This window comes from Actinoallomurus vinaceus (genome assembly GCF_039542055.1).
In the GTDB taxonomy this organism is placed as follows: Bacteria; Actinomycetota; Actinomycetes; order Streptosporangiales; family Streptosporangiaceae; genus Actinoallomurus; species Actinoallomurus vinaceus.
Genome location: NZ_BAABHK010000007.1, coordinates 362,312 through 388,246, shown reverse-complemented (window position 1 = coordinate 388,246; position 25,935 = coordinate 362,312). Strand labels below are relative to the sequence as shown.

Below are 25,935 nucleotides of genomic sequence, written 5' to 3'. Positions count from 1 at the left end.
AAGCTCCTCGCGGGCCTGTTACGACCTCTTGACGGCCCCTGTCAGCGGAGGTTAAATCACGTCATTAAATAAGGTCTGTATCAAGTCCGGCCGGCGTGCGTACCCGCACTTCGCGCCCGGACCCGCTCGATGCACGGGGACGTGCTCCGTGCGCGCACCGTGCTCCGATCCTCCCCCGCCCCTGACCCGGGAGATGTGATGAAACCCGTCCCCGCCCCTGACATCCGGACCCGGCCGCGGTCCCGTCGACTCCGACCGGCGTCGGCCGCCGCGGTCGTCGCGCTCCTCGCCGGTCTCCTCATCGCCCTCGTGCCCTCCGCCGGCGCCGCCTCATGCGGCACCGACGACGCGGCCAAGGGCCGGCCGGCGACCGCATCCTCCACCGAGAACGCCGGATTCGCCGCCGCGAACGCGGTCGACGGCGACACCGGCACCCGCTGGTCCAGCGCCTTCAGCGACCCGCAGTGGGTCCAGGTGGACCTCGGCTCGTCCCAGGACATCTGCCAGGTGGTGCTCCAGTGGGAGACCGCCGCCGCCAAGGCCTACCAGATCCAGACCTCGCCCGACGGATCCGCCTGGACCACCGTCTACTCCACGACGACCGGCCAGGGCGGCACCGAGACGCTGAACGTCACGGGTACCGGTCGCTACGTTCGCATGTACGGCACCGCCCGCACCACCGGCTACGGCTACTCCCTCTGGGAGTTCGCCGTCCACACCGCCTCCGGTGGCGGCGGCACACTCCCCGGTGGCGGCGACCTCGGATCGAACGTCATCGTCTTCGACCCGTCGATGTCGTCCGCCACCATCCAGAGCCGGCTCGACACCGTCTTCAAGCAGCAGGAGAGCAACCAGTTCGGCAGCGAGCGGTACGCCCTGCTCTTCAAGCCCGGCAGCTACAACGTCAACGCGAACATCGGGTTCTACACCTCCATCGCCGGGCTCGGCCTGTCGCCCGACGACGTCACCATCAACGGCGGCGTCACCGTCGACGCCGGATGGTTCAACGGGAACGCCACCCAGAACTTCTGGCGGTCCGCGGAGAACCTGGCCGTGCAGCCGTCCGGCGGATTCGACCGGTGGGCGGTGTCCCAGGCCGCGCCGTTCCGCCGCATGCACATCAAGGGCGACCTGAACCTCGCGCCGACCGGCTACGGCTGGGCCAGCGGCGGCTACATCGCCGACACCAAGGTCGACGGCCAGGTACAGCCGTACTCACAGCAGCAGTGGTTCACCCGCGACAGCCAGATCGGCGGATGGCTGAACGGCGTGTGGAACATGGTGTTCAGCGGGGTGTCAGGCGCACCCGCGCAGAGCTTCCCGAACCCGCCCTACACCACCGTGGCCAACTCGCCGGTGACGCGGGAGAAGCCGTTCCTCTACGTCGACTCCTCCGGCGCCTACCAGGTGTTCGTGCCCGCGCTGCGGAAGAACTCCCAGGGCACCACCTGGAGCGGCGGCAGCACCGCCGGCTCGTCCATCCCGCTGAGCCGGTTCTACGTCGCCAAGCCCTCCGACAGCGCGGCGACCCTCAACCAGGCGCTGGCCCAGGGCCTGAACCTGCTGTTCACCCCGGGCGTCTACAAGATCGACCAGACGCTCAATGTGACCCGTGCGGACACGGTCGTCCTCGGCCTCGGGTACGCCACGCTGGTGCCCCAGAACGGCGTCACGCCGATGTCCGTCGCCGACGTGAACGGCGTCAAGATCGCAGGCCTGCTCTTCGACGCCGGCTCGGCGAACTCGCCGAACCTGCTCCAGATCGGCCCGAGCGGATCCACCGCCGACCACTCCACCGACCCGACCTCGATCCAGGACGTCTTCTTCCGGATCGGCGGGGCCGGCGTCGGCAAGGCGACCAACAGCCTCGTCGTCAACAGCAACAACGCGATCATCGACCACATCTGGGCCTGGCGGGCCGACCACGGCTCGGGCGTCGGCTGGACGAGCAACACCGCCGACACCGGTCTCATCGTCAACGGAAACGACGTCACGGCGTACGGCCTGTTCGTCGAGCACTACCAGAAGTACGAGGTCGTCTGGAACGGCGAACGCGGCCGGACGTACTTCTTCCAGAACGAGATGCCGTACGACCCGCCGAACCAGGCCGCCTGGACGAACGGCTCGACCAACGGCTACGCCGCCTACAAGGTGGGCGCGAACGTCACGACGCACGAGGCCTGGGGCGTCGGCAGCTACTGCTACTTCAACGTCGATCCCTCGATCCACGCGGCGCACGCGTTCGAGGTGCCGAACGCCTCCGGCGTGAAGTTCCACGACCTGCTGACGGTGTCCCTCGGCGGCAACGGCACGATCGACCACGTCATCAACGACACCGGCGGTGCCGCCCAGGGCACCGCGACCACCCCGGTCAACGTGGTCAGCTACCCGTGACCGGCTGACCCCTTGCCCCTCGTGGCCCGCGCGGCACCCCGTCGCGCGGGCCCTTCCGTCCTCGAAGCCGAGTGCCCCCCGGGGCGGCGGGTCGCCCACTGTGTGGTGCGGCGACGAGGCGGGCGTAGCGCTCGGTAAAGCCGCTGGGACCTGGCCTGTCATCGGGACGAATCACCCGGCAGCGCGGGCTTTCACCGAGCATTGTGCCCGCCCCCCAGGCGCGCGCCCGCCTCAGCGGGTCATGGAACCTGTCCTGTCCGAGCTGCGAAGTCCTGGCGTCGGATCCACCAGTCACTTCGACGCCGCTATCGACATTGCAGGCCCGGCAAACCGGTCATCCAACCGTCAACGTCGACGGCAGCGTCGCCCAGCTGTGCCGCCGTCTCGGGCAAGAGGCCACCGGCGAGAGCGCGGGTAACCTCCGTGGCGCCGTCACCGCCGAAGTCGCCGGCCTGTCCTCCGCCGATGCGCGCGGATGGTCGAGCCCCGTCCTGCTGACCGCGACGGCCACTGACTTGCCCGGCTTCCCGTTGTGGACGCTGCCGGGCTGGATCGGTGAGTACGTCGCGAGCCTGGCCGAGGTCACCCAGACCCCGCCCGACCTGGCAGGCTGCCTCGCCCTGGCCGTGCTCGCCGTTGCGGTCGGCGGGAAGGTGTGGGTGCAAGCCTCCGGATGGCGTGAGCCGACGAGCCTTTTCACCGTCGTCGTGCTGCCGCCCGGCAACCGCAAGTCCGAAGTGTTCCGGTCGATGTGTGCCCCGATCCAAGAGGCGGAAAAGTCCCTGATCGCCGAGGCTGAGCCCGCGATCGCCGGAGCGGTCATCGCCCACCGAGTCGCCGAAGCCCAAGCCGACAGGGCAGCGAAAGCAGTTGAGAACGCCACCGGCCTGGACTCCATACAGAAGACGCTAGCGATCACCGAGGCCGCTGAGGCGAAGCTCGCCCTCGACGCCGCGACCGTTCCGCCAAAGCCGCGTCTGTTCTCCGATGACGCCACCGTCGAAGTCCTCACCTCGCTCCTGTGCGAACAAGACGGACGCATGGCCGTCCTGTCGCCCGAGGGCGAGATCTTCTCCATCGCCGCCGGACGCTAGTCCGGCGCCCCAAACTTCGCCGTCCTGAAGAAAGGCCACGCCGGAGAAGAGATGCGCGTCGACCGCATGGGACGTGAACCCGAGCACATCGAAGTCGCCACGGTCACCCTGGGAATCTGCACACAGCCCGGCGTCCTGGCCGAACTCGGCGCCACCCCACAATTCCGTGATCAAGGGCTACTCGGACGCCTGCTGTACGCAATCCATCCTCACCTGGGCAAGCAACACCGGCGCCACCCGCTTCGGCGCCCCCGACGTCCAACCCGCGCTACGCGCCCGATTCAAGAAGGTCACCGACCTGGACCCCGCCCTACGCGTCCTAGAGACCCACGGCTGGATCCGCCGCCTGCCGCCACCCCCCACGCACCGGACGCGGACGCCCCTCCGCCCCGCTGTACGAGGTGCATCCCACCGCGCTGGAGGCGAGCCGATGACCACCACACAGCGTCATGGCGGCCTCGACGCCGGACCGCTCCCAAGCCTTGAAGCACGTAAGCGAAAGCAGCAAAAACCATTCTGCTCATTTCCGCTTACGCGCTTACCCCTGCACGCCCGCCACCGTCCCGCCCTGGCAGACACCGACCGTGACCGGCGAACAGCCACCAAGCACGCCGCCGGCCACGTCACCCCGACCGATCACAACCCCGGAGGAACCTGCTCCGTGAAGACCGCCGAACGCACCCGCGACAAGCTCACCCTCGCTGAGGTCTGCGACGAACTCGGGATCTCTCGCTCGACCTTCTACGGCTGGCGCGCCAAGTAGAAGGCGCCCCGCTGCATCACCCTTCCCAACGGTGGCCTCCGCGTCCGCCGTACCGAACTTGACCGCTGGCTGGACGCACGAGAGGACGCCGTCTGATGCAAGACATGACCTATGACGTCCGCATCTACAAGACGGACGTCTACAAGGGCGCGAAGGTCACCACGTACTACGTCCGATGGAAGGTCGGTTCGAAGCACTGGAAGGAGCCCTACCGCGTCGAGGCGCAAGCCGCGAGCTTCGAGGCGCAGCTACGTGCGGCGGCGAGCGCTGGAGAAGCCTTCGACGTGAGGACCGGTCGACCGGTCTCATGGTGCCAGGCCACCAACCGGATGAGCTGGTATAGCTTCGCGTGCGCCTATGCGGACGTGAAGTGGAAGGACGCGTCCGCCAAGCACCGCGCCGACATTGCGAGGGTGCTCATGCTGGCCACCTTCCCGATGCTTTCCACCAACCGAGGTAAGCCGGATGACAAGGCCATCCGTCGGGCATTGACCCGCTGGGCGTTCAACACCAAGCAGAGGCCATCCGGACCGGCCGACGTCGTCGAGGTGCTTCAGTGGGTGTCGCGGAACACCCGCAACGTGGATACCCTGCGCGATGAGGAGATGCTGCGGTCGGTCCTCGACAGGATCACGACCAAGCAGGATGGCAAGCGGATGGCGGCGGTCACGACGAAGAAGTATCGCGGCATCCTTCACAACGCGCTCGAATACGCCGTGGTCAAGAAGACGCTCACCGAGAATCCGCTAACGGGTCTTAAGTGGATCAGGGTTAAGACGTCGGGGGAGGTTGACCGCCGCTCGGTCGTCAACCCCAACCAGGGGAGGGCGCTCCTTAGAGCGGTTCGAGAGCAGGACTGGTAGCCCTGTTCGGCGCGATGCTCTACTGCGGACTCCGTCCCGAGGAAGCCGTGGAGATCTTCGAGCACAACCTGACCCTCCCGGACCGTGCGTGGAACGCCGAGACGGAGCAGTTCGAAGATCTGCCGGAGGACCAGGACTGGGGAGAGTTGTACGTTGGCCCAGTTGCCCCCGAGGTAGCTCGCGACTGGACGGACGACGGCGCACGTCGGGACTCACGCGATCGTCCCAAACACCGTGCGGAGGGGGAGACCCGTGGCCCCATTCCGACACCACTCGTTCAGGTACGTCTCTTCCGCACCCACCTGGCCGAATTCGGGACGGGCAAGGACGGCCGTGTCTTCCGGGGAATCCGCGCCGACGTCGTACCGGGAGAGACGATCCGGAGGGTGTGGCGCAACGCTCGGGAGAAGGTCTTCACTGAGAAGGCGTAGGATTCTCCGTTGGCCAAACGTCCGTACGACCTGCGTCATACATGCTTGTCCATCTGGCTGAACGTTGGCATCCCACCCAAGCAGGTGGCCGAGTGGGCAGGTCACAGTCTGGACGTCCTGCTACGGACCTACGCCAAATGCATGGTCGACCAGGACCAAGCGATCCGTCACCGCATCTCCGCTGCGCTGAGGGACTAGCCAGGTCGGAGGAACGCACTCAAGCTCCCATCTTCGGCGCAGACGAGATCTGCTGTGTATGGCGGCCTGATATTCGGGTGGTGCCCGCGAGGGCATCACCCGGCTTTGGCGGCCTTCGGCCCGGACCGCCTTCCTTCGCGGACCGCGGTCAGTCGCTGAATATGGCTTGACCCGCGAGACTCTCGGACGAGAAAGAGGCTCATATCTTTGAAGGTTGCGATCGCAAATCTATCGAATATCGCACAGAATCTGCACAGTCACTCGGCTTCTTATGGGTATCGCTACATGTTGAGGTTGCCTGCACGCTATTTGTCCGCTATCTCCGGCGCGGGCGCTGATTTCATATTGGCCGTCAGGTAGCTTGAACTTAAAGCTGCCCGATGTAACCACCTCGCGCCGAACGACCCGATGCATGGAATCGGTGACTGTAACGCTCGCTTTCTTTGGGGCGATGTGTCGGTCCGGCCAGGGGCCACCGACTAGCTGTATTTTCCCAGTGATCTCCCTTTGCGTGCTAGGAGGGTTGGAGTCGCACCCTGTGACCCCGGATGCCAGAAGTGCGATAGCGCCGATAGTGCCGATCTCCCGAAGTTCCATGCCGATTCTTTCGATGTGCGTATGTGGGCTGGCGCCACCTGCGCCAGCCCACATGCTGGTTGACCCGCGTGCGACTACCGTATCCTCTGCACCATACCAAGGGAGGGGAGGTTGATCGAGCGGGAGCTTATGCCCCAATCCAATACGTTACCCGTCGCCGTTTCGAGCGTTACCGTCAGATACCTTCCTCTCGGGATTTTCTTGCCGGCCGGAAGTCTTGCCTGGTGACCCGTGAATTTCCCTACCGCCTGAACGATGGTCACGGGAACCTTATTCTGGGTACCTCCATTCCGATTCAGTTCGACGACCGACTTTGATGTCTTCACGGCTTCGACTCGCTCTGGCGTGAGGTCTCCATTTCCCCGCAAGAAGCCACTGACTGTTCTGTTGATGCCTTCGGGTGTAACTGGAGCGGCCTGTGATTCGGCGGCCCTTGGAAGTTTCGCCGGCGCGTCCGTGCACGTCTGGGCGTTCACGGCTAGGTCGGTGTACTTGGTGATCCAGCCAACAGAAAAATTACCGCGCGTGAACGAAGTCGGATGGTAGTTCGACGAGTTCCAGCCGTTATGAATTCCGCCATTCGTGTCAGTGTAATCCAGTGCTGCTATCTCAGCCTCGGCTCGGGCGTTTGGGTCGGTGGATTCCATCCCCACGTCAGCGTTCGTTGCCGGATTTCCGGGCAGCGTGGATACCCCTGACACTATTCCGTCTAGTCGAACCCTCCATTTTTTGTCGCTGTCGAGATCGATCGTAAAGTTCCTTGGGAAGTTCGTCGCGGCGTCAGGGATCTTGTACTCGTGATAGTCGCCGTCATTGCCTTCGGCCCAGAAGTGGGTTACCGACGACCCCCATGGGTGACCGACTGTGTCGCCTGCTTCGATCCATTGCTCGTCATCGGCATATCCAGCCCACATCTCACTATTAACAAAGTAGGCTGACGTATCGGTGACGGTGAAGCACTGATAGTCCGGCTTAACCCATTCGCCGATGCCGTTGATGGCTTTTACCTTCCAGTGCATGATGGCGCGACAGTGATTGCCTGCTTGCCAACTGCAGGTGTCTGCGTATGCGGGCCCAGCGCCTGTCGCGACATTGCTAATGCCGAGGATAGTGGCGGCCGCGAGCATAGATATGCCTTTAATCATGATGCGAACTCCTCGCTTTGGTCGGCTCAGGCAAGCGTGATCAACATACGGATCGGTGTGATCCTGAGTCAAGGAGAAGCTTTCTCATCGTCATATGGCCAGTTGTGGCCAGTCAATGAGGCTTTTCGGCGTGTGTCTGAGGTGCGGCCGATCGCAGCTCGATCACGAGTCCGCCGTAAGCGCTCCGGGTGGCGAATCCTTTGGCAGGTGAGTTCTTCGCCAAAGTCTCCCGCCCGGACGAGGGGCTTCTGTAGCTGTTCTGCCGTGCGCACTGCCGCAGTTACACCCGACTTGAACCACACCGTCGGCCTGATCCGCTGGCGCCTTGTGGAGATCGTCTCCAAGGTCCCGGGTGTTCCACCTTGCTCTGTAGGCCGTGCTCGTGCTGGTCCACCTGCGCAAAGATGACACCTTCGCCGAGCTGGCCCCGGCGTTTGCGGTATCGACCGTCACCGCCTGGTGCTACGTCAACGAGACCGTCGACCTGCTGGCTGGCCGCTCACCCCGGCTCGATCGGACGCTGTAGTTGGCCAGCGAGGCCACGCACGCCTTACGGCACGGCGTGGACTTGCAGGTCATCCCAACGCCAGCGGGTAGATCGTGCGGGTGTCTGGTGCGCTTCCGGTAGCGTGCATGACACTATGGCCGCCCGTATCTGACGCTGGAAAGCATCGGGTGCATCGTGCTGGCCGACAAGGGTGACCACGGCGCAGGCGACGTCTGGGCGTCGTATGGGGGAAGAACAAAGCAGGAGTCTCAGGCGATGGCCAACCGGTCCCCGCCCGGCTACGCGGGCCTGGCGAACGTGCGAACGCCGACCATGCCCTGGCGTATCCTATGAACTCCGCTGCTGCCCATATCGCGCCGGCTTTCTCGCCAAGGCGATCCATAGCCTGGAGACCGCGAGGCCTGAGAAGGCTCGTTTCCTGGCCCAAACCGCGTAAGCTTGTCACCGCTGGGCATCGGCAATTGAAGAAAGATTTCGGCACGCATTCGGCGCAGAGAGTCGCCGACGGCCGGTCACAGTCGGACATGGCCGGAGGGTGATGGGATGGCGCCCTACTTGTCCCGTGCAGGTCGGGCGCCGTCTGTCCCTGTTGCGGCGGTTGGCCAAATCGATCGCCTTGCGAGTATTGGACGGACTCTGGTTCAGTTAGTCCCCGACCTCGAAGTCGTGCTACCGCCCGTCCATGGTGCGGCGTTCGCTGAGAACGTCGGGCGGCTGCGGTCGCGGGAGTGACCGTCCTGTGCGGCCCGGGATGTCTACCCGCTGCATGAGCCCGGCACCGGCAGCGACCACCTCGATGAGTATCCCTGGACCATGACGCTCGACGCGCTGGAGGACACGGTCGTCGGACGGGGCTGATCCCGGGAGACGGATACCGGCGAGGGCCTCAGCCGTACGGGGATTCGCGGACGCGGGTGACGCGCCGCCTCAGCCTGCGCTCACGGATGCCGCGCTTGACGAAGCGGATCCCCACGACGACGAAGACGATCACCCCTGCCAGAACGATGAAGACCGGGATGCCCAGCTTCCAGTCCGCCCACTCGTCGTCGATGTGCGTGCCGATCCGCAGCCGTACCACGCGGCCATGCCAGATCTCGGCGGTGCCGACGGTGCCGGCCTCGGCGACCTTGTAGAAGCCGTGCTCCACCTCGAAGTCGTGGTACCGCCCGTCCGCGGTGCGCACGGTGATCTTGTAGTGGGTGGTCCGCAAGGCGGCGACGACCCGCAGACTCGCCACGGTCGGCAGGACCACCCGGAACGGCCCCATCGGGGGCGGCTGCGGCGGTTGCGGCGGCGGGAACTGCGGCGGATCCGGCGGGTCCGGGTCCTCGGTCGTGTACGTGGACTGCCGGATGACGGTCATCGCAAGCCGCGTTACGCACTGACTCGCATCGGCCGGCGGAGGCGTCGTGCAGTACGGGGCCCGCTCGAACGCCGTCAAGTCGGCACTGGGGCCGGCGGCCAGCGCCACGCCTACACCGATCAGCGCCGGCCCCGCCGCCAACGCCGCCCACGTTCTCAACCCGCTCCGCCACCCCACACGTCGAACCTAACCGGGGCGGGGCGAATTGTGGTGCAATTCGCTGCCATCCCGCTTGAAGCATTAAGTCAGGATCCGAGGCCGACGTCTGGCTGGCGCTGGACTCGCGGCCTATCCTCGCGGGTTCTTATTCTGACCTGGCCCGACGGTCGTTTCCCAGTCGGCGAGGATGTCGAGCAGGCAGCCGAGCGTCCGCCGGAGCTCCGCCAGATGCTCGGACTTACGTTCGGCCAGCGCAAATGCGTCATCGGGCGTTTGGTCTTCGTACTGGAACAGGCAGCTCGCCAGGCCGGTGGTGAAACGTCGGATCGTGGCATCGGAGCCGAGGTTCGTCGGGCTGGTCATCGGACCCTACCTTTCGTGATGAGGACTCCATGAGGAGCGGAGCGTGCCGGGACGGCCGTTGCTCCGACGGTCGGGTGGGTGATGCTGTGGTGCAGTTCGACCTCTCGTAGCCGGGGAAGCAGGTGCTCGATGGTCGGCGCGTCCAGGACGAGTGGTTCGACGGAGAAGCAGCAGAACGCAGTGAAGGTCCGGTGCCATAGGGACCACATGATCAGCCAGCCTCGATGCCACTGCATAGCCTGGTATGCCTCGCCGACGCGCTGGACATCGAGGTGGGTCAGCGCCATGTCACCACACCGTCCTCGCAGGCGGCCCGGCAGAGGACCGAGAACCGGCGATATGTCGGATATCCGCCGCCGTGGACCAGCGTGATGAGACAAACGAGACCCTGGCCTTCACGCATTCCTCTGAGCGTTTCGGCCAGTGCGACTATGGCGCGTGGAAGATTGATCGATATTCCGGAGCAGCCATCACCCTCGATGATCCACTCGTAGAAGACGAGCGGATCGGGGCGCGGAACTGGTGGCGCGCTGGGGTGCAATGAACGGCTTGAGTGGCTGGGCATGAAGCGAAACTATTTCCGGGCTCCGTAGAGCGGTTACACAGGACGTGTCACCTCTGTCATGCTGAAGGCGAAAGATCGATGATCGGGTGCGAAGGGAAAGCTCGCCGTGAATGATCGAGATCTCGGAAGACGCATCGCTTACTGGCGTCGCCGTCGTGGCCTCACGCAAGCGGTGTTCGCTGATCGTCTTGGTCGTTCCAAGAGTTGGGTCACCAAGGTTGAGAGCGGCATGCGGAGCGCCGGTCGGCTTTCCATGCTCGACCTTATCTGTGAGGTACTTCGGGTCGATATGTCCGCCCTGATCGGCGAAGACCCTGTCCGTCGTGCCGAATCCTGCCTCGAAGACGCGGAAGTCGCGCGGATTCAGTCGGCCCTTGAGCGGTATCCGCTGACATCCCCTGTTGGGTCTCCAGTTGATACTGCCGCTCTGCGACGTCGGGTCGAGCATGCGTGGGCGGCGTTCGAGTTCGCCGACTACGACGTCGTGAGCCTTGTCCTGCCAGGGATCATCGAGGAGGCCCAGCACGGGCATGCGGCATGGGACGACGATGGATCGGCCCTCCTGCTGATCGAGGTCTATCAGCTAGCGTCATCGACGCTCCGAAAGCTCGGTGAGCATTCTCTGGCCTGGCTGGCGGGGGATCGGGGCATGACACTGGCGAGGCAACGCGGAGATGCAATCGTGGTGGCGGCGACCGGGTTCCGCATCGCCAACGCCTTGCTGTCGATCGGGCGCGCCAGGCAGGCGCAGGCCCTGAATATTTCGCTGGCCGAGACCCTTCAGTCGGAACTGCGTGATGAGGCTGATCGGGCGCTCTACGGGCACGTCCTCCTGCAGGCCGCGATCGCCGCAGCGACCGCAGGCGATCAGGTAGGCGTAAGGGATCTTGTCGCAGAGGCGGAAGACGCAGCACGGGTCGTCTCTCCCGGCAGCAACCACCACCGGCTCGCGTTCGACTCGACGAATGTGTTGCTGCACCGGGTCGGTGCGCTACTGGCGCTCGGCGAAGGAGGAAGAGCCATCGAGATCGCGGCGACGATCGACGCGGACAGCATGCGGATGCTGCGTAAAGAGCGCCGGGCGGCACTGCTCGTGGACGTCGCGCGAGCGTACGGCCAGGTCGGTGACCGAGATCGGGCGGTACGGGCGCTGCTCGAAGCCGAGACCACGGCGTCCCGGGAGGTACGCTGCCGACCTGTGGCACAAGCGACGATCGCCGACCTGCTCCGCCGCTCGCGGAACGCACCGCCGCTCGAACTCGCCCGTCTCGCCGAGCGGTCCGGGGTTCGGGTATGACCGCTCGGGTGCTGTACGTCATCGTGTGTGCGGCGCCGCCGGCGCGTGAGGTCGCCAGGCTGGTCCGCCCGGCGCAGGAACGGGGCTGGGATGTGTGCGTGCTCACGACACCGTCGGCGCGGCGTTTCGTGGACGTGGCGGCGCTGGAGCGGATCACCGGCCATCCGGTGCGCACCGACTACAAGGAGCCGGGGACTCCGGACGTCCTGCCACCGCCGGACGCCGTCATCGTCGCGCCCGCCACGGTCAACACCATGAACAAGTGGGGCGCGGGCATCTGCGACACCCTGGCCCTCGGCATCCTGGTGGAGGGCATCGGCAAGGAGTTGCCGATCGTGGCGCTGCCGTTCACGAACCGCGCGCACGCCGCCCATCCGGCGTTCGCCGAGAACGTCGGGCGCCTGCGGTCCTGGGGAGTCACCGTCCTGTTCGGCCCGGACGTCTACCCGCTGCACGACCCCGGCGTGGGCAGCGACCACCTCGATCAGTACCCCTGGACGATGACGCTCGACGCGCTGGAGGACAGGGCAGCCGGGCGGGACTGACCCGGCTCACGACGCGGGCCCGCGAGACGGTTCACCTGCGGCCCGGGCCACTGCGTCGGCGGCGGTTGGCGTTCGGCGGTGACGCCGGGGCTGCGGCCGGGCGGAAAGCGATCGGAATAGAGTCGCTCGGCGAGCGTCATCCTCATAGTGTCGCCGTCATGGACTGGCGGACCTGGCACGATCAATACGATCACCCTGGCTCGGGGCTGGCTCGGCGGTTGCAGGTCGTTCAAGCACAGGTCCGAACAGCTTTGGACCACAGCCCTTCGGGTTCCCTGCGGGTGATCAGCCTGTGCGCCGGGCAAGGCCGTGACCTGCTGGAGGTGCTGGCCGACCACCCGCGCCGCGATGACGTCCGGGCAAGGCTGGTCGAGTTGGACGCCCGGAACACCGCGCTCGCCGAGGAAACGGCGCATGCCGCCGGGCTACATCAGGTGGACGTGGTGGCCGCTGACGCCTCGCTCACCGATCACTATCGCGGCATGGTGCCGGCGGACCTCGTACTGGTCTGCGGAGTGTTCGGCAACATTACCGACGAGGACATCGAGCGGACCATCGACATCTGCTCCCAGCTGTGCCGGACCGGTGGCACCGTCCTCTGGACCCGTCATCGCGAGAGTCCCGACCGGGTGCCGTTGATCTGTGAGTGGTTCGAGGCGCGCGGGTTCGAACTCCAGTGGCTGTCGGAACGGGATGTGGGTTTCGGTGTCGGTGTGCATCGCTTCGCCGGCGAGCCGCAGCCGCTAGTCCCGGGCATGCGCATGTTCACCTTCGTCGGATACGACGTGCTCAGGGGAACGAGAGCACAGGCGGAAGACGCCTGACAGAGTCTGCCGTTACTCCAGCCGCGCACTTAGACGTCGTTTCAGCTGGCCGGGTGGGTAGCCGCGGACGGCCCTGGTCCATGATCGGCTACACCGTTATGGTCGAAACGTGGCGATCAACGACGAAGCTCTTGTAGCCGAGCAGATCACCTACTACCGGGCCCGCGCGGGCGAATACGACCGGGTCTACGATCAGCGCGAAGACCTGCGCGAACTGCTTACCGTGGCCGGCGACCTCCCCATCACCGGAGACACGCTGGAACTGGCCTGCGGAACGGGACAGTGGACCCAGGCACTCGCCGCCCGAGCGCGAACGGTCACCGCTGTGGACGCCTCACCCGAGACGCTGACCATCGCCCGCACCCGAGCCGCATCGCCGAACGTGCGGTTCCACCAGGCCGACATCTTCTCCTGGCAGCCACCGCGCCGCTACGACACCGTCTTCTTCGCCTTCTGGCTCTCCCACGTCCCGCCCGCCCGGTTCGCCGCCTTCTGGACGACCGTCGCCGCCGCGCTCGCCCCGCATGGCAAAGCGGTCTTCGTCGACGAAGGCCCCGCCGAAGCCGCACGCGAAGAAGTCGCCGCGACGGTACGCCGACTCGAGGACGGCAGCAGCTACAACATCGTGAAGATCTTCCACGACCCCGACACCCTCACCACCGACCTCGCCGACCTGGGCTGGTCCGCCGACATCCGGCTCCGCGGGAACTTCCTCGTCGGTATCGCCGAACCACCCACCAGCCCTCGCTGAAGGATCGAGGTCTCGTTCTCGGCTGAGGCCGGTTCAGCGCAGTGGGAGCCGCCGATACCAGGTGCGTCGAACAGCGTGGCCCTCGCCGGGAGGCGATTCCGGCGAGGGCCACGGTCTGCGGTCGGGCGCGCGAGGGCCCGACGGGGGAGGTCAGGCGCCCGTCCGCTCTCGGTGGGAGCGGATCAGTTCGGCGTAGCGGAGCCCGCTGTCCTTGACGGTCCGCCGCTGCGTGGGGAAGTCGACGTGGACGAGCCCGAAGCGCGGCGCGTAGCCGGCCGCCCATTCGAAGTTGTCCATCAGCGACCAGGCGAAGTACCCGGCCAGCGGTACGCCGCGCCGTACCGCCGACGCGCACGCCGCGAGGTGCCCTTCCAGGTAGTCGGTGCGCTCCGGGTCGTGCACCCCCCCGCCGTCGACGGTGTCGGTCCACGCGGAGCCGTTCTCGGTGACGTACATCCGGGGCGGCCGGTACTCCTCGGCGACCCGGGTCAGGATGCCCTCCAGCCCGTCCGGTTCGATCACCCAGTCGATGCCGGTGAGCCGGCGGCCGGTCGGCGTGGTCTCCCGGACGTACGGCGGAGCGCCGTCGGGGTCGTCCGCGACGACGGCCGGCCGATAGTAGTTCACTCCGAGCCAGTCCAGCGGCGCCGCGATGGTCTCGAGGTCGCCGGGCTGTTCGGGAAGGTCGACCCCGTACACCTCGAGCATGTCGGCGGGGAAGCCCCGTCCGAAGACCGGGTCGAGCCACCAGCGGTTCGTGTGCCCGTCGAAGCGGGCGGCCGCCGCGGCGTCGGCGGCCGAGTCGCCGGCGGGCTCCACGGGGTTCAGCAGGTGCACGATGCCGACGCGTGCGCCGGGCGCGGCGGCCCGTACGGCCTGCGCCGCCAGCCCGTGACCGAGGAGCAGATGGTACGAGGCGGGCACGGCCGCCTTGACGTCCGCGATGCCCGGTGCGTGCCGGCCTTCGAGGTGGCCGATCCAGGCGGCGCACAGCGGTTCGTTCACGGTGGCCCAGTCGGTGACGCGGTCGCCGAGTCTCTCCGCGACGCGGGCGGAGTAGTCGGCGAAGTGCCGGGCGGTGTCACGGTTCGTCCAGCCCCCGGCGTCCTGGAGCACCTGCGGCAGGTCCCAGTGATAGAGCGTGGGGAACGGCGTGATGCCCGCGTCGAGCAGGGCGTCGACGAGCCGGTCGTAGAACGCCAGCCCGGGAGCGTTCACGGGACCGAACCCGCCGGGCATGACGCGTGGCCAGGCGATGGAGAACCGGTAGGCGGTCACGCCGAGCCGCTTCATGATCTCGATGTCCTGAGGCCAGCGGTGATAGTGGTCGCATGCCACATCGCCGTGGTCGCCGCCGTCCACCTTCCCCGGAGTGTGGCTGAAGGTGTCCCAGATGGACGGGGACCGGCCGTCCTCGTCGATCGCACCTTCGATCTGGTAGGAGGAGGTGGCCACGCCCCATGCGAAGTCCACGGGGAGCAGGCTGAGGTGATCCACGGAGTGGTGCCTTTCTGTGGTGACGGCGACCTTCACTTGACGGCTCCGGCGGTCAGACCGGCGACCAGGTAACGCTGCAGAAGCAGGAATCCGGCGACCACGGGCACGCTGACGACCAGCGAGGCGGCCATCACCTGGTTCCAGTAAACGTCGGTCTCGGTCGCGTAGGCGCGCAGGCCCACGGCGAGGGTCCGGGTGGTGTCGTTGGTCATGACCGAGGCGAACAGCACCTCGCTCCAGGCGGTCATGAATGCGTAGATGGCGACCGCGACGATGCCGGGGAGCGAGGCGGGGACGATGACGCGGAACAGCGCGCCGAGCGGGCCGCACCCGTCCACCAGCGCGGCCTCGTCGAGTCCCCGGGGGATCGCGTCGAAGTAGCCGACCAGCATCCAGATGGAGAAGGGCAGCGAGAAGGTGAGGTACGTCAGGATCAGCCCGGCGCGCGAGCCGTACAGGGCGATCCCGGTCGCGTTCCCGATGCCGACGTAGAGCAGGAACAGCGGCAGCAGGAACAGGATGCCCGGGAACATCTGGGTGGACAGCACGGTGACCGTGAAGACACGCCTGCCGCGGAAGCGGTACCGGCTCACCGCGTACGCCGCGAAGACCGCCACCACCACGGACAGCCCGGTCGCCGCGCTCGCCACGATGATCGAGTTCTCGAAGTAGCGGCCGAGCGGGATGGTGCGCCAGATGTCGGCGTACGGGCGGAAGGTGACGTGTTCGGGGATCCAGCGGAAGGCGCCGGAGACGTCCCGCAGCGGCTTGAGCGAGCTGCTCAGCATCACGTAGACCGGCAGCAGCGCGAAGACGGTCAGCAGCGTGAGGACGATCCGGCGGGTCCAGACGAAGGACGGCGGTGGCGCCGTCGGCGAGCGCTCAGCCACGGTTCCTCCTCCCTCGGGAGGTGAGCAGCAGGTAGGCGGCGGTGACCACGGACAGGAAGAGCAGCATCAGCACGGACATCGCCGAACCCGCGCCGAAGTTCCAGGTGACGAACGAGGCCGAGTAGATGTGCACGGAGATGAGGTCCCCGGCGGCCGGAGCCGACCTGCCGAACAGCACGTACGGCGTCGCGAAGTCGTTGAAGGTCCACAGGAACAGCACCAGCACGAGCACCTGGTTGATGGACCGCAGCGACGGCAGCGTGATCAGCCGGATCTGCTGCCAGATCCCGGCGCCGTCGATCGCCGAGGCCTCGTACAGCTCCCGCGGGATGTTCTGCAGTCCGGCCATCACGCACAGGAACGCGAAGGGCCAGTTGCGCCAGACGGAGACCACCAGGAGGGAGAAGAAGCTGTTGTCGCCGATCAGCCAGAACGACGGCTTGCTCGTGACGCCCAGCTGGTCGTGCAGGACGTGGTTCACGAGCCCGTTGTCGTGCTGGAACATGAACGCCCAGACGATCACGGACGCGTACAGCGGCAGCGCGTACGGCGTGAGGAAGATCGCGCGCAGCACGCCGCGGCCCCGGAAGTGGTCCTGCATCAGGACGGCCGCGGCCGTGCCGAACAGCCAGCACAGGCCCACGGCCAGCACGGTGAAGGCGCAGGTGACCAGGAAGGAGTCGAGCAGGGCCCGGCCGATGGGCGCGTTGACGTCCACGGCGACCCGGTAGTTGCCCCACCCCGTCCAGGGCGCCTGCCACCACTGGCGGATGTAGAGCTGCGTGAGCTCCTTCAGGCTCATCACCACGCCCAGCACCATCGGGATGACGTGGACGATGAGTTCGAAGATCAGCGCGGGCAGCAGGAGCAGGTACGGCAGGCCGCCCCGGCGGACCCGGTCGGGTATGCGGAACAGGCGTCTCCGGTCGTCCTCGGGACGAGGGTCCGGTCCGGCCGGAGGCGCCTGACGGTGCACGGTCGTCGTCATCGCGGGCGGCACGCCTACTGCATCTGCTGCTGGGCCTTGGCCAGCCGCGCCTGGACGGACTGCGTCGTCACCGGGCGTCCGGCCGCCGCGTCGGCGAGCAGGTCCTTCACGGCTCCGCCGACGAGCTCCTCGAACTGCGACTCCTTGGGCACCTGGGGGAGCGGCGCCGCGCTGGTCGCGATGGCGTTGCGCAGGACGGTCAGCTCGGGCGTGTTGAAGGCCGGGTCCTGCGAGGCGGTCTTGACCGGCGGGATCGACCCGTACTCGCCGTTCAGCTTCTTCTGCTCGGCGTCGCCCGTCATGAACTGCACGAACTTCAGCGCGCCGTCGAGGTTGCCGGAGTTCTTGAAGACGGCGATGTTGATGCCCGCGACCATCGTGTCGATGTTGTTGCCCGGTCCGGGTGTGCCGGACTGGACGGGGACCGGCGCCACGCCGTACTGGTCGGGCTTCATACCGTGCTTCTGCAGGTTGGCCCCGGCCGCCTGCCACAGCAGCATGGCGGCCTTGCCGTTCGCGAAGTCGGCGACCGACTCGTTCTGGGCGTACTCGGCGTTGCCCGGCGCGGCGATCTTGTCGCGCGCGATGAAGTCGACGTACTGCTTGACGCCGTCGACCGCGCCCTGCGACGTGAAAGTCGGCTTGCCGGCCGCGTCGAAGAAGTCGGCGCCGTGCTGCTTGGCGAAGACGAACGCGTGGTGGATGTTCTCCGAGACGTTGCCGCCCTCGACGGCCAGGCCGTAGTGGCCGCCGCCGGTGAGCCGCTTGCCGTCCTGGACGAGCTCGTCCCAGGTGGCCGGCGGCTTCGTGATGCCCGCGTCCGCGAACAGCTTCTTGTTGTAGTACAGGCCGTACGCCAGGGAGTACAGCGGCACTGCGGTCGGCGCCTTCCCCGGCGCCCCGGTCGAGGCGAGGGCCGAGTCCTGGAAGCGGTCCCTGCCGCCGACCTTCGCGAAGTTCTTGTCGTCGAAGGGCAGCAGCGCGCCCGTCGTCTGCAGGGAGGCCGACCAGGTGTTGCCGATGTTCAGGACGTCGGGGCCCTGGCCGGAGGACGCGGCGCCGAGGATGCGGTTGAGCAGGTCGGTCCACGGGACGACCTCGAGCTTGACCTTGATCCCGGTCTGTTTCTCGAACGCCTGTAGCTCGGGGGTGAGCTTGGCCTTGTCGTCCTCTAGGCTGGCGCCCTGGTTGCTCGCCCAGTAGGTGAGGGTCTTGGGATGGCCGTCGCCGCCACCACCGGTCGAGGTCCCGCCCCCGCAGCCGGGGAGCGCGGCAAGGAGTGTCGCGCCGAACACGGCGCCGATGGCGGTACGGACCCGCACGCTCATACTGCCACTTCCTCACGTGAGGCTAATTTTAAGTCATGATTTAAGAGTGGGATAAAGGTGTCAAGGGCGCCTGGCCTATCCTCGGCAGGGTGGATGACCTGCCGGTCGGGGGAAACCGGTTCGTCGGACGCGGGGAGGAGTTGGCCGCGGCCAAGGCCGCCCTGCGCCGGGGACGGCTGCTCACGCTCACCGGCGGCCCCGGAGTCGGCAAGACACGGCTCGCGGCGCAGCTGGCCCTGCGGTCGGGGCGCTCGTTCCCGGGCGGGGTGTGGTTCGTCGAGTTGGCGCCGCTGCGCGACGAGGAGATGGTCGCCGACGCGGTCGCCGAAGCCCTCAGGGCGGAGGAGACGACGCTCGGCTTCCAGAAGCCGCCGACGCGCAGCGTGATCGACGCCGTGGCCGATCACGTGTCCGACGCCCGGGCGTTGCTGATCCTGGACAACTGCGAGCACCTGGTGGGCGCCACGGCACGGCTCGCCTACACGCTCCTGCGGCGGTGCGACCGGCTGCGGATCCTGGCCACCAGCCGGCAGACCCTGCGGGTCGCCGGCGAGCAGGTGCTGACCGTGGGGCCGCTGCCCGCCCCGGACCCGGACGACATCCAGCCCCCGAGCGCCGCCGCACGGTCCGACGCGGTCCGCCTGTTCGCCGATCGCGCCGCGGTCGCTCTTCGGGGGTTCCGGCTGACCGACGACAACCGTCCGGTGGTCGCCCGGCTCTGCCATCGCCTGGAAGGCAACCCGCTGGCGATCGAACTGGCCGCCGTGAAGGTGCGCACGATGCCGGTCGAGCAGATCCTGCGACGACTGGACGGCTTCCTCGGACCGCTCGCCGAGGTCAGCGGCGCAGGCGCCGCACACCTGCCGAGCCCGCGCTCGGCGATCGACTGGAGCCACCGGCTGTGCGGTCCCGAGCAGCGGACGCTGTGGCGGCGGCTGGCGGTCTTCCACGGCGGGTTCGACCTCGGCGACGCCGAGGTGGTGTGCTCGGGTCGTGGCATCGGCCGCGAGGACGTCGGCCGCATCGTCGCCGATCTCGTGGACATGTCGATCGTCATCAGAGAGCCCCACGAGCACGTCTTCCTCCGCTACCGGCTCCCGGAGATGATCCGTGAGTTCGGCGCCGAAGAGCTGGTCCACTCATCCGACGACGCCTGGATGCGCCGCCGACATGGCGAGCACTTTCTGCGGATCGCCGAACGCATCGAGGGGGACCCGATGAGCCGCCACCAGGCCGGATCGCTCGCCCACCTGCATCTGGAGTGCGCCAACCTGCGGGTGGCGGCCGACCACCACCTGTCCGCTCCCGGCGGCGGCGCGTCCGGACTGCTGATCAGCGCCGTCCTCGCGCGTTACTACCTCGCCATCGGCCTGGTCAGCAAGGGCCGTTTCTGGCTGGACCGGGCCCTCGACCGGAGCTCCGCGCCCGACCCGGCGCGGGCGAGGGCGTTGTGGACCGCCGGATGGCTCACACTCCTGCAGGGGCACACCACGGAGGGCCTCGCCCGGCTCGGAGAGTGTCGTGATCTCGCGCGGGAGATCGGGGACGCGTCGGCGCTCCGGCGCGTGGCGCAGTTCACCGGCCTGGCCGAGATCTTCCAGGGCCACTACGACCGTGCGCGCCTCCTCCTCACCGAGGCGCTGACGGACCATCACGCCGCGGGCGACGAGGACGGCGAGTGGCTCACCCTCTACCAGCTGGCGCTCGTGAGCACGCACCTCGAAGCGCACGAGCAGGCCATCGCCTACGGCGAACGATCCCTGGCGATCTGCCGCGCGCACGACGCGGCCTGGGCCGAGGCACACGCCATGTGGATGACCGGGCTCGCGAACCTCTGGTGCGGCCACATCGCCCGGGCGGGCCGGCTGCTCCGCGAGGCCCTCGGCATCAAGCACGCCCTGGAAGACCGCTGGGGGATCACCCGGTGCATGGAGGCGCTCGCCTGGACCCTAGCGCCGAGCCGGCCGGAAGACGCCGCCCGCCTTCTCGGGGCCGCCCACCGGGTACGGCGGTCGATCGGCTCGCCCCCGGACCAGTTCCCGGCGCTGATGGACGCCCGCCTTCGGTGGAGGACGTACCTCGCGGACGCCCTCGGGCCGGACCGCTTCGACGAGATCTACCGGGACGGCGCCGATCGCCCGCTCGACGAACTGGTCGCCCGGGAGCTCGGCGAGCCGACGGCCGCGCGGTGACGGCGAAAGCTTACGGGTGGGGTGCGGGGGCACCCCACCCGTACAGGGGGAAGGGGCGAGCGCGGGCTCTGTTGAGCGGGGGCTCTCCGGGACGGCCGTCCTTGGGGGGAGGAGCGCCGGGCTCTATGGGGTACGAGGCCGAATGCGGGTGACGGCGCCATCGCCGTCCCGAACGACTGCACGAGACGCTATGGCGCGCATCCACGCACGTCAACGCCACCCTGCCGACATTGTCGAACAGCTACGGCGCATCGTTCACGAGGAGTCCTGACGGCGAGTCGCGACCCTCTCGGGACTCGGTGGATCACTCGAGCCAGACGGCGGTGTCCGGAGGGACCTCGCCGTGCTCCAGCGGGCCGCTGGCCAGCAGCGGCGACCGGCCCTCCGGAAGCCGTACGGGCCGGGAACCGAGGTTGACGACGCAGGTGACGCCCGAGTCCCGGTCGAAGGCCAGGACGTCCTCGCCCATCGACCGCCAGGTGAGGGCACCGTCGCCGAGCCGCTCGCGCCGCAGCCGCAGCGCCCTCCGATAGAGGGCGAGCGTCGAGGACGGGTCCGCGGCCTGGGCCTCGACGGTGAGGTCACGCCAGGACGGGGGCTGCGGCAGCCACGGTTCACCGCCGCCGAAGCCGAAGGGCGGCGCGTCGCCGGACCACGGGAGCGGGACCCGGCAGCCGTCCCGGCCACGGTCGCGGCGGCCCGAACGGAACCAGATGGGGTCCTCGAGCCGGTCCTCCGGCAGGTCCTCGACCTCCGGAAGGCCGAGCTCCTCTCCCTGGTAGACGTAGACGCAGCCGGGCAGCGCCATGGCGAGCAGGGCGGCCGCCCGGGCCCGGCGCAGACCGAGCCGCAGGTCCGTCGGCGCTCCGTGCCGGCGGTCGGCCAGGTCGAAGGACGTGTCCTCCCGGCCGAACCTCGTGACCGGGCGGGTCACGTCGTGGTTGGACAGCACCCAGGTCGGCGGCGCGCCCAGCGGAGTGTGCGTGGCCAGCGTCGTGTCGATCACCTGGCGCAGCGCCCGCGCCTCCCACGGGCAGCTCAGGAAGTCGAAGTTGAAGGCCGTGTGCAGCTCGTCCGGGGCCAGGTAGGCCGCGAAGCGGTCCTGGTCGGGTAGCCACACCTCGCCGATCAGCGCCCGGTCGCCGTAGCCGTCGGCGGTCCGCCGCCAGGCCCGGTAGATCTCGTGCACGCCATCCCGGTCGGTGTAGGGGTCCCGGCCGTCCGGCTCCGCGTCAGGATCCTTGACCAGGACCGCGGCGGAGTCGATGCGGATGCCGTCCGCGCCGCGGTCGAACCAGAACCGCAGGACGTCGAGGAACTCCTCCCGTACCTCGGGGTTGCTCCAGTTGAAGTCGGGCTGTTCCGGCGCGAACAGGTGGAGGTACCACTCGCCGTCCGGAACCCGGGTCCACGCGGGACCGCCGAAGATGGACCGCCAGTCGTTCGGCGGCCCGTCGCCCCGCCCGGGCCGGAACCAGAACCGCGCCCGGGCCGCCGAGCCCGGCCCGGACCGCAGCGCCTCCTGGAACCAGGCGTGCCGGTCGGAGCAGTGGTTGGGGACGATGTCGACGATCGCTCTGATCCCGAGCCCGTGCGCCTCCTCGATGAGCTTCTCGGCCTCGGCGAGCGAGCCGAAGACCGGGTCGATGTCGCGGAAGTCGGCAACGTCGTAGCCGCCGTCGACCATCGGCGAGGGGTACCAGGGGTTCACCCAGACCGCGTCGACTCCCAGGTCGGCGAGATGGCTGAGGCGCCCGCGCAGGCCGGCCAGGTCACCGATACCGTCGCCGTTGCCGTCCGCGAAACTGCGCAGGTAGACCTGGTAGATCGCGGCACTCCGCCACCAGCCCTCCGGCTGCGGTGACCTGCCGGGGGGAACGAGTTCGGCCATGGCGGATCATCTCCTCGAACGGTTCGGTCGGGGCGCGAGCACGCGCGCCCTCATCCCTTCAATCCTCCGGCGGTCAGGCCCGCCATGATGTGGCGCTGGAAGAGCAGGAAGACGGCGATGGCCGGGACGCTCGCGATCACGAGCGCGGCGATGAGGATGTTCTCCGGTGTCTGGTTCGACAGGGAGGAGATGGCCACGCTCACCGTCATCCGGTCGCTGTCGGGCAGCACCAGCAGCGGCCAGACGAAGTCCTTCCACACGCTGACCACCGCGAAGATGGACACGACGGCGAGGATCGGCCGCGAGATCGGCAGGACGACGGACCGCAGGATGCGCCACGACGATGCGCCGTCGATCGCCGCCGCCTCGAGCAGCTCCCGGGGGATGGAGTCGAAGAACCGCTTGAGCAGGAACACGGAGAAGGCGTTCGCCGCCGCCGGGAACCAGATCGCGAACGGCGTGTTCAACAGGTTGACGTGCAGGAGCGGCACGTCGCGCACGGTCAGGTACAGCGGGATCAGCAGGACGGTGGGCGGGATCATCAGGGTGGCCAGCATCATGCCGAGGATCGCCCGGCCGAGCACGGGCCGCAGCTTCGACAGGGCGTACGCCGCCGGTACGCACACGGCGAGCTGCAGCAGCCAGGCCCCGGCGGCGTACACGAGCGTGTTCAGGAGGTACCGCCCCAGGCTCAGCCGCTGCCAGGCCTCGCGGTAGACGCCGGGGTGCGGGTGCCGGGGGAAGATCGTCGGGGGCGTCCGGGCGAGCTCGCCGGACGACTTGAGCGCGCCGGTCGCCATCCAGTAGAGCGGGAACACGAACACCGCGGTGAACAGCACGATCACCGCGACGAGGACGGACCAGTAGATCACCCGGCCGCGCGGCGTGGTCAGCGCGCGGGCGGAGACGAGGGTTCGCGGAGCGGTTGCCTGCATCGTCGGGTTCCTCACCTCATCTCCCGTCGTCCCGGGTGAGCCGCAGGTACGCCGCGGAGAACACCATCAGGACGAGCATCAGCATCAGCCCGAGGGCGCTGCCGCCGCCGTAGCTGTTGAAGTTGAAGGCGTACTGGTACATCAGGTAGACGACGCTGACCGTGGCGTCCTGCGGCCCGCCGCCGGTGAGCAGGTACGGCTCGATGAACACCTGCATCGTGGCGATGACCTGGAGCAGGAGCATCACCAGCAGGATCAGCCTGGTCTGGGGGATGGTGACGTGCCAGACGCGCCGCAGCAGTCCCGCGCCGTCCAGCTCCGCCGCCTCGTACAGCTCGCCCTCGACGCTCTGCAGGGCGGCCAGGTAGATGAGCGTGCCGCTGCCCATGTTCATCCAGGTGGAGACGATCACCAGGGACAGCAGCGCGGTGCTCGTGGAGTCCAGCCAGTTCAGCCCCGGGAGGTGGGCCAGGTGCAGCAGCTGGTTGAACAGGCCGGGACCCGGGTCGTAGAACCACTTGAACAGCAGCACCGCGACCGCCGGCGGGAGCATGACCGGCAGGTACACGACGAACCTGAGGTAGGCGCGAGCGTGGCGCAGCTCGTTGAGCACCAGCGCGGTCACGAACGGCAGGACGTAACCGCACAGCAGCGCCAGGCCGGTGAACTCCAGGGTGTTCAGCCAGGCCTTGCCGAAGGCCGGGTCGGCGCCGACGCGGTGGAAATTGTCGAGGCCGACCCACTCCGACCGGCCGACGAAGTTCGTCCGCTGGAAGCCGAGCAGGGCCTCCCGCACGATCGGGTACCAGGAGAACAGGGCGAAGCAGATCAGCGCCCCGCAGAGGAACCCGTACGCGGACAGGCCGCGCCGGACGCCGTACCGCGCCGCCGTCCGGCGCGGCCCGGCCGGGCGCGACGGCGAGCGCCGGGACGCAGCCTTGCGCAGGGCCGTCGTGGTCACCGGTCCCTCCTTAGCGTGTCGTGGCCCGATGGGCCGTCGGACGTGCTCAGTTGGACCGGGCGAGGATGCCGTCGACCTTCTGCTGGGCGGTCGCGAGGAGCCGGCCGGGGTCGGCGTTCCGGTCGGTGAGGACGGCGGACATCACGGAGTCGAGGACGGCGTAGACCTGCTGGGCGTTCGCCGGCTCGAGCTTGCCCGGGATGCGTGCGGAGGCGTCCTCGTACGGCTTGTAGTTCGCCACCGGGACGTTGGCCGACGCCGCGCGCAGCGAGTGGTCGGTGGTCGCCGTCGACCCGGTGTAGAAGTCCGGCTGGGGGAGGCCGACCGCGCGCCCGTACCGCGCTTCGCGCTGGTAGTTCAGCTGGCCCTGCCCGGGCGTGAGGACGTAGTACTCCAGCCAGAGCAGCCCGGCCTTGATCTTGGCGGGGGAGGCCTTGACGTTGACCATGTAGCCGTCCCCGCCGATGAGCGTGGCCTTCGCCTCGGGGATCGGCGCCAGGCCGTAGTCCTTGTACGAGCCCTGGAACTGGTCGACCAGCGCGGTCACGTTGTCCGGCGCGGACAGGTACATCCCGAGCCGGCCGGCGGCCATCAGCTGCTGTACGTCGGCGAGCTGGAGCAGCTGCTTGGACCCCATCGAGTCGTCGGTCCAGCGCATCTGCTTGAGGTTCTCCAGCACGGCCAGGCCCTGCGGGCTGTTGAACGCAGCCTTCTTCCCGTCGGGGGAGACGACGTCGCCGCCCTGGCCGTACAGCTCGGTGGTGAAGTGCCAGCCGCCCTGGTTTCCGGCGCTGTAGTCGGCGTATCCGACGGTCCCCTTGCCCAGCGCGGCGATCTTCTTCGCGTCCGCGCGCAGCTCCGCCCAGGTCGCGGGCGGGGTGTCGGGGTTGAGGCCGGCCTGCTTGAACAGCTTGCGGTTGTAGAGCAGGCCCATCGAGTAGTTCTGCCGGGGCAGGCCGTAGATCTTGCCGTCGGGGCCGGTGAAGACGCTCTTGACGGAGGGCTGGAGGTCGGGGAGCTGCTTGACGCTGCCGAGGTACTTGGTGAGGTCGGCGGCCTGACCGGACTTGATCACGTTCTGGACGTCGGTGAAGTAGGTGTAGAAGACGTCCTCCATCTGGCCGCCCGCGAGCTTGGCCATGAACGTCTTCGGGTCCGCGCAGGGGAAGGCGTCCTTGCCGACGACGGTGATGTCGGGGTGCAGCTTTTGAAAGGCGGCGACGTCCTCGTTCCACTCGCGGCGTTGGGTCGGCTGGCTCTTCGCGGGCATGCAGCCGACCGTGATGGAGACCTTCCCGCCCGAGGCGTCCTTGGATCCGTCACCGCCTCCGCACGCCGTACTGGTCAGGGCGAGCCCTGCCGTCAAAAGGACCATGAGTCGTCGGGGTCTCAT

The 25,935-nt window shown here is 67.9% G+C and carries 21 protein-coding genes and 2 pseudogenes; 11 read left to right on the top strand and 12 right to left on the bottom strand.

Annotation, left to right across the window (positions count from 1 at the left end; genetic code table 11):
• Window positions 1–198 precede the first annotated feature (198 nt).
• The 5 genes and pseudogenes from ABEA24_RS26025 (at window position 199) to ABEA24_RS26005 (ending at window position 5,545) form a co-directional block, all read left to right on the top strand.
• Window positions 199–2,394 carry a discoidin domain-containing protein gene (locus tag ABEA24_RS26025; protein WP_345433674.1) on the top strand — a complete coding sequence of 732 codons (2,196 nt, stop codon included), beginning with the start codon at window positions 199–201 and terminating at the stop codon, window positions 2,392–2,394.
• 203 nt (window positions 2,395–2,597) lie between these two features.
• Window positions 2,598–3,974 (top strand): annotated as a pseudogene (locus ABEA24_RS26020) (DUF3987 domain-containing protein).
• The gene (locus tag ABEA24_RS26015; RefSeq protein WP_345433781.1) at window positions 3,919–4,251 is read left to right on the top strand and encodes a helix-turn-helix domain-containing protein; all 333 of its coding nucleotides are present in this window, start codon (window positions 3,919–3,921) and stop codon (window positions 4,249–4,251) included. The pseudogene ABEA24_RS26020 and the gene ABEA24_RS26015 overlap by 56 nt, the downstream one beginning before the upstream one ends.
• Before the next feature lie 104 nt (window positions 4,252–4,355).
• Window positions 4,356–5,114 carry a hypothetical protein gene (locus ABEA24_RS26010; RefSeq protein WP_345433673.1) on the top strand — a complete coding sequence of 253 codons (759 nt, stop codon included), beginning with the start codon at window positions 4,356–4,358 and terminating at the stop codon, window positions 5,112–5,114.
• 47 nt (window positions 5,115–5,161) lie between these two features.
• The gene (locus tag ABEA24_RS26005; RefSeq protein WP_345433672.1) at window positions 5,162–5,545 is read left to right on the top strand and encodes a hypothetical protein; all 384 of its coding nucleotides are present in this window, start codon (window positions 5,162–5,164) and stop codon (window positions 5,543–5,545) included.
• A gap of 869 nt (window positions 5,546–6,414) precedes the next feature.
• On the opposite strand, the gene ABEA24_RS26000 is transcribed toward ABEA24_RS26005, so the two are convergent.
• The gene (locus ABEA24_RS26000; protein ID WP_345433671.1) at window positions 6,415–7,359 is read right to left on the bottom strand and encodes a hypothetical protein; all 945 of its coding nucleotides are present in this window, start codon (window positions 7,357–7,359) and stop codon (window positions 6,415–6,417) included.
• A gap of 499 nt (window positions 7,360–7,858) precedes the next feature.
• Here ABEA24_RS26000 and ABEA24_RS53695 point away from each other — a divergent pair.
• A pseudogene (locus tag ABEA24_RS53695) lies at window positions 7,859–8,429 on the top strand (transposase); the annotation flags it as partial.
• A 450-nt stretch (window positions 8,430–8,879) separates the two neighbouring features.
• On the opposite strand, the gene ABEA24_RS25990 reads toward ABEA24_RS53695, so the two are convergent.
• The 3 genes from ABEA24_RS25990 to ABEA24_RS25980 form a co-directional block, all read right to left on the bottom strand.
• Window positions 8,880–9,356 carry a hypothetical protein gene (locus ABEA24_RS25990; RefSeq protein ID WP_345433669.1) on the bottom strand — a complete coding sequence of 159 codons (477 nt, stop codon included), beginning with the start codon at window positions 9,354–9,356 and terminating at the stop codon, window positions 8,880–8,882.
• 288 nt (window positions 9,357–9,644) lie between these two features.
• On the bottom strand, window positions 9,645–9,878 hold the full coding sequence (locus ABEA24_RS25985) for a hypothetical protein (protein WP_345433668.1): 234 nt from the start codon (window positions 9,876–9,878) through the stop codon (window positions 9,645–9,647).
• Window positions 9,875–10,165 (bottom strand): hypothetical protein, encoded by a 291-nt coding sequence (locus ABEA24_RS25980; RefSeq protein WP_345433667.1) that lies wholly within the window; start codon window positions 10,163–10,165, stop codon window positions 9,875–9,877. The genes ABEA24_RS25985 and ABEA24_RS25980 overlap by 4 nt, the downstream gene beginning before the upstream one ends.
• A gap of 384 nt (window positions 10,166–10,549) precedes the next feature.
• Between ABEA24_RS25980 and ABEA24_RS25975 the strand changes: the two genes are divergently transcribed.
• The 4 genes from ABEA24_RS25975 to ABEA24_RS25960 all read left to right on the top strand — a co-directional run bounded on the left by ABEA24_RS25975 (window position 10,550) and on the right by ABEA24_RS25960 (window position 13,860).
• Window positions 10,550–11,740 carry a helix-turn-helix domain-containing protein gene (locus ABEA24_RS25975; RefSeq protein WP_345433666.1) on the top strand — a complete coding sequence of 397 codons (1,191 nt, stop codon included), beginning with the start codon at window positions 10,550–10,552 and terminating at the stop codon, window positions 11,738–11,740.
• A complete protein-coding gene (locus ABEA24_RS25970) occupies window positions 11,737–12,285 on the top strand; it encodes a flavoprotein (protein WP_345433665.1) in 549 nt (182 codons plus the stop codon). Before ABEA24_RS25975 ends, ABEA24_RS25970 begins: the two co-directional genes overlap by 4 nt.
• Window positions 12,286–12,443: 158 nt before the next feature.
• Entirely contained in the window at window positions 12,444–13,109 is a 666-nt protein-coding gene (locus tag ABEA24_RS25965) for a class I SAM-dependent methyltransferase family protein (RefSeq protein WP_345433664.1), read from the top strand.
• A gap of 109 nt (window positions 13,110–13,218) precedes the next feature.
• The gene (locus ABEA24_RS25960; RefSeq protein ID WP_345433663.1) at window positions 13,219–13,860 is read left to right on the top strand and encodes a class I SAM-dependent methyltransferase; all 642 of its coding nucleotides are present in this window, start codon (window positions 13,219–13,221) and stop codon (window positions 13,858–13,860) included.
• Between the two features lie 150 nt (window positions 13,861–14,010).
• Here ABEA24_RS25960 and ABEA24_RS25955 read toward each other — a convergent pair whose 3' ends face one another.
• From ABEA24_RS25955 to ABEA24_RS25940, 4 genes are read right to left on the bottom strand one after another with little or no spacing between them, the layout of a single operon-like run.
• The gene (locus tag ABEA24_RS25955; RefSeq protein ID WP_345433662.1) at window positions 14,011–15,357 is read right to left on the bottom strand and encodes a GH1 family beta-glucosidase; all 1,347 of its coding nucleotides are present in this window, start codon (window positions 15,355–15,357) and stop codon (window positions 14,011–14,013) included.
• Window positions 15,358–15,389: 32 nt separating this feature from the next.
• Window positions 15,390–16,247 (bottom strand): carbohydrate ABC transporter permease, encoded by an 858-nt coding sequence (locus ABEA24_RS25950; RefSeq protein ID WP_345433661.1) that lies wholly within the window; start codon window positions 16,245–16,247, stop codon window positions 15,390–15,392.
• Window positions 16,240–17,235, bottom strand: a complete 996-nt coding sequence (locus tag ABEA24_RS25945) for a carbohydrate ABC transporter permease (RefSeq protein ID WP_345433660.1) — start codon at window positions 17,233–17,235, stop codon at window positions 16,240–16,242. The genes ABEA24_RS25950 and ABEA24_RS25945 overlap by 8 nt, the downstream gene beginning before the upstream one ends.
• A gap of 14 nt (window positions 17,236–17,249) precedes the next feature.
• The gene (locus ABEA24_RS25940; protein WP_345433659.1) at window positions 17,250–18,563 is read right to left on the bottom strand and encodes an ABC transporter substrate-binding protein; all 1,314 of its coding nucleotides are present in this window, start codon (window positions 18,561–18,563) and stop codon (window positions 17,250–17,252) included.
• A gap of 89 nt (window positions 18,564–18,652) precedes the next feature.
• Between ABEA24_RS25940 and ABEA24_RS25935 the strand changes: the two genes are divergently transcribed.
• Window positions 18,653–20,755 carry an ATP-binding protein gene (locus tag ABEA24_RS25935; protein ID WP_345433658.1) on the top strand — a complete coding sequence of 701 codons (2,103 nt, stop codon included), beginning with the start codon at window positions 18,653–18,655 and terminating at the stop codon, window positions 20,753–20,755.
• 304 nt (window positions 20,756–21,059) lie between these two features.
• Here the strand turns inward: ABEA24_RS25935 and ABEA24_RS25930 are convergent, their stop codons facing one another.
• From ABEA24_RS25930 to ABEA24_RS25915, 4 genes are read right to left on the bottom strand one after another with little or no spacing between them, the layout of a single operon-like run.
• On the bottom strand, window positions 21,060–22,646 hold the full coding sequence (locus tag ABEA24_RS25930; RefSeq protein WP_345433657.1) for a glycoside hydrolase family 13 protein: 1,587 nt from the start codon (window positions 22,644–22,646) through the stop codon (window positions 21,060–21,062).
• A gap of 50 nt (window positions 22,647–22,696) precedes the next feature.
• Window positions 22,697–23,581, bottom strand: a complete 885-nt coding sequence (locus ABEA24_RS25925) for a carbohydrate ABC transporter permease (RefSeq protein WP_345433656.1) — start codon at window positions 23,579–23,581, stop codon at window positions 22,697–22,699.
• Window positions 23,582–23,597: 16 nt separating this feature from the next.
• Entirely contained in the window at window positions 23,598–24,542 is a 945-nt protein-coding gene (locus ABEA24_RS25920) for a carbohydrate ABC transporter permease (protein ID WP_345433655.1), read from the bottom strand.
• Window positions 24,543–24,588: 46 nt separating this feature from the next.
• On the bottom strand, window positions 24,589–25,935 hold the full coding sequence (locus ABEA24_RS25915; RefSeq protein WP_345433654.1) for an ABC transporter substrate-binding protein: 1,347 nt from the start codon (window positions 25,933–25,935) through the stop codon (window positions 24,589–24,591).

What these genes read in the sequence shown, in the direction of transcription:
- ABEA24_RS26000 (WP_345433671.1), bottom strand. Translation starts at nt 7,359, where the DNA reads ATGCACTGGAAGGTAAAAGCCATCAACGGCATCGGCGAATGGGTTAAG.
- ABEA24_RS25985 (WP_345433668.1), bottom strand. Translation starts at nt 9,878, where the DNA reads ATGACCAGCCCGACGAACCTCGGCTCCGATGCCACGATCCGACGTTTC.
- ABEA24_RS25970 (WP_345433665.1), top strand. Translation starts at nt 11,737, where the DNA reads ATGACCGCTCGGGTGCTGTACGTCATCGTGTGTGCGGCGCCGCCGGCG.
- ABEA24_RS26010 (WP_345433673.1), top strand. Translation starts at nt 4,356, where the DNA reads ATGACCTATGACGTCCGCATCTACAAGACGGACGTCTACAAGGGCGCG.
- ABEA24_RS25965 (WP_345433664.1), top strand. Translation starts at nt 12,444, where the DNA reads ATGGACTGGCGGACCTGGCACGATCAATACGATCACCCTGGCTCGGGG.
- ABEA24_RS25980 (WP_345433667.1), bottom strand. Translation starts at nt 10,165, where the DNA reads ATGGCGCTGACCCACCTCGATGTCCAGCGCGTCGGCGAGGCATACCAG.
- ABEA24_RS26025 (WP_345433674.1), top strand. Translation starts at nt 199, where the DNA reads ATGAAACCCGTCCCCGCCCCTGACATCCGGACCCGGCCGCGGTCCCGT.
- ABEA24_RS25940 (WP_345433659.1), bottom strand. Translation starts at nt 18,563, where the DNA reads ATGAGCGTGCGGGTCCGTACCGCCATCGGCGCCGTGTTCGGCGCGACA.
- ABEA24_RS25990 (WP_345433669.1), bottom strand. Translation starts at nt 9,356, where the DNA reads ATGACCGTCATCCGGCAGTCCACGTACACGACCGAGGACCCGGACCCG.
- ABEA24_RS25915 (WP_345433654.1), bottom strand. Translation starts at nt 25,935, where the DNA reads ATGAGACCCCGACGACTCATGGTCCTTTTGACGGCAGGGCTCGCCCTG.
- ABEA24_RS25945 (WP_345433660.1), bottom strand. Translation starts at nt 17,235, where the DNA reads ATGACGACGACCGTGCACCGTCAGGCGCCTCCGGCCGGACCGGACCCT.
- ABEA24_RS26015 (WP_345433781.1), top strand. Translation starts at nt 3,919, where the DNA reads ATGACCACCACACAGCGTCATGGCGGCCTCGACGCCGGACCGCTCCCA.
- ABEA24_RS25925 (WP_345433656.1), bottom strand. Translation starts at nt 23,581, where the DNA reads ATGCAGGCAACCGCTCCGCGAACCCTCGTCTCCGCCCGCGCGCTGACC.
- ABEA24_RS25930 (WP_345433657.1), bottom strand. Translation starts at nt 22,646, where the DNA reads ATGGCCGAACTCGTTCCCCCCGGCAGGTCACCGCAGCCGGAGGGCTGG.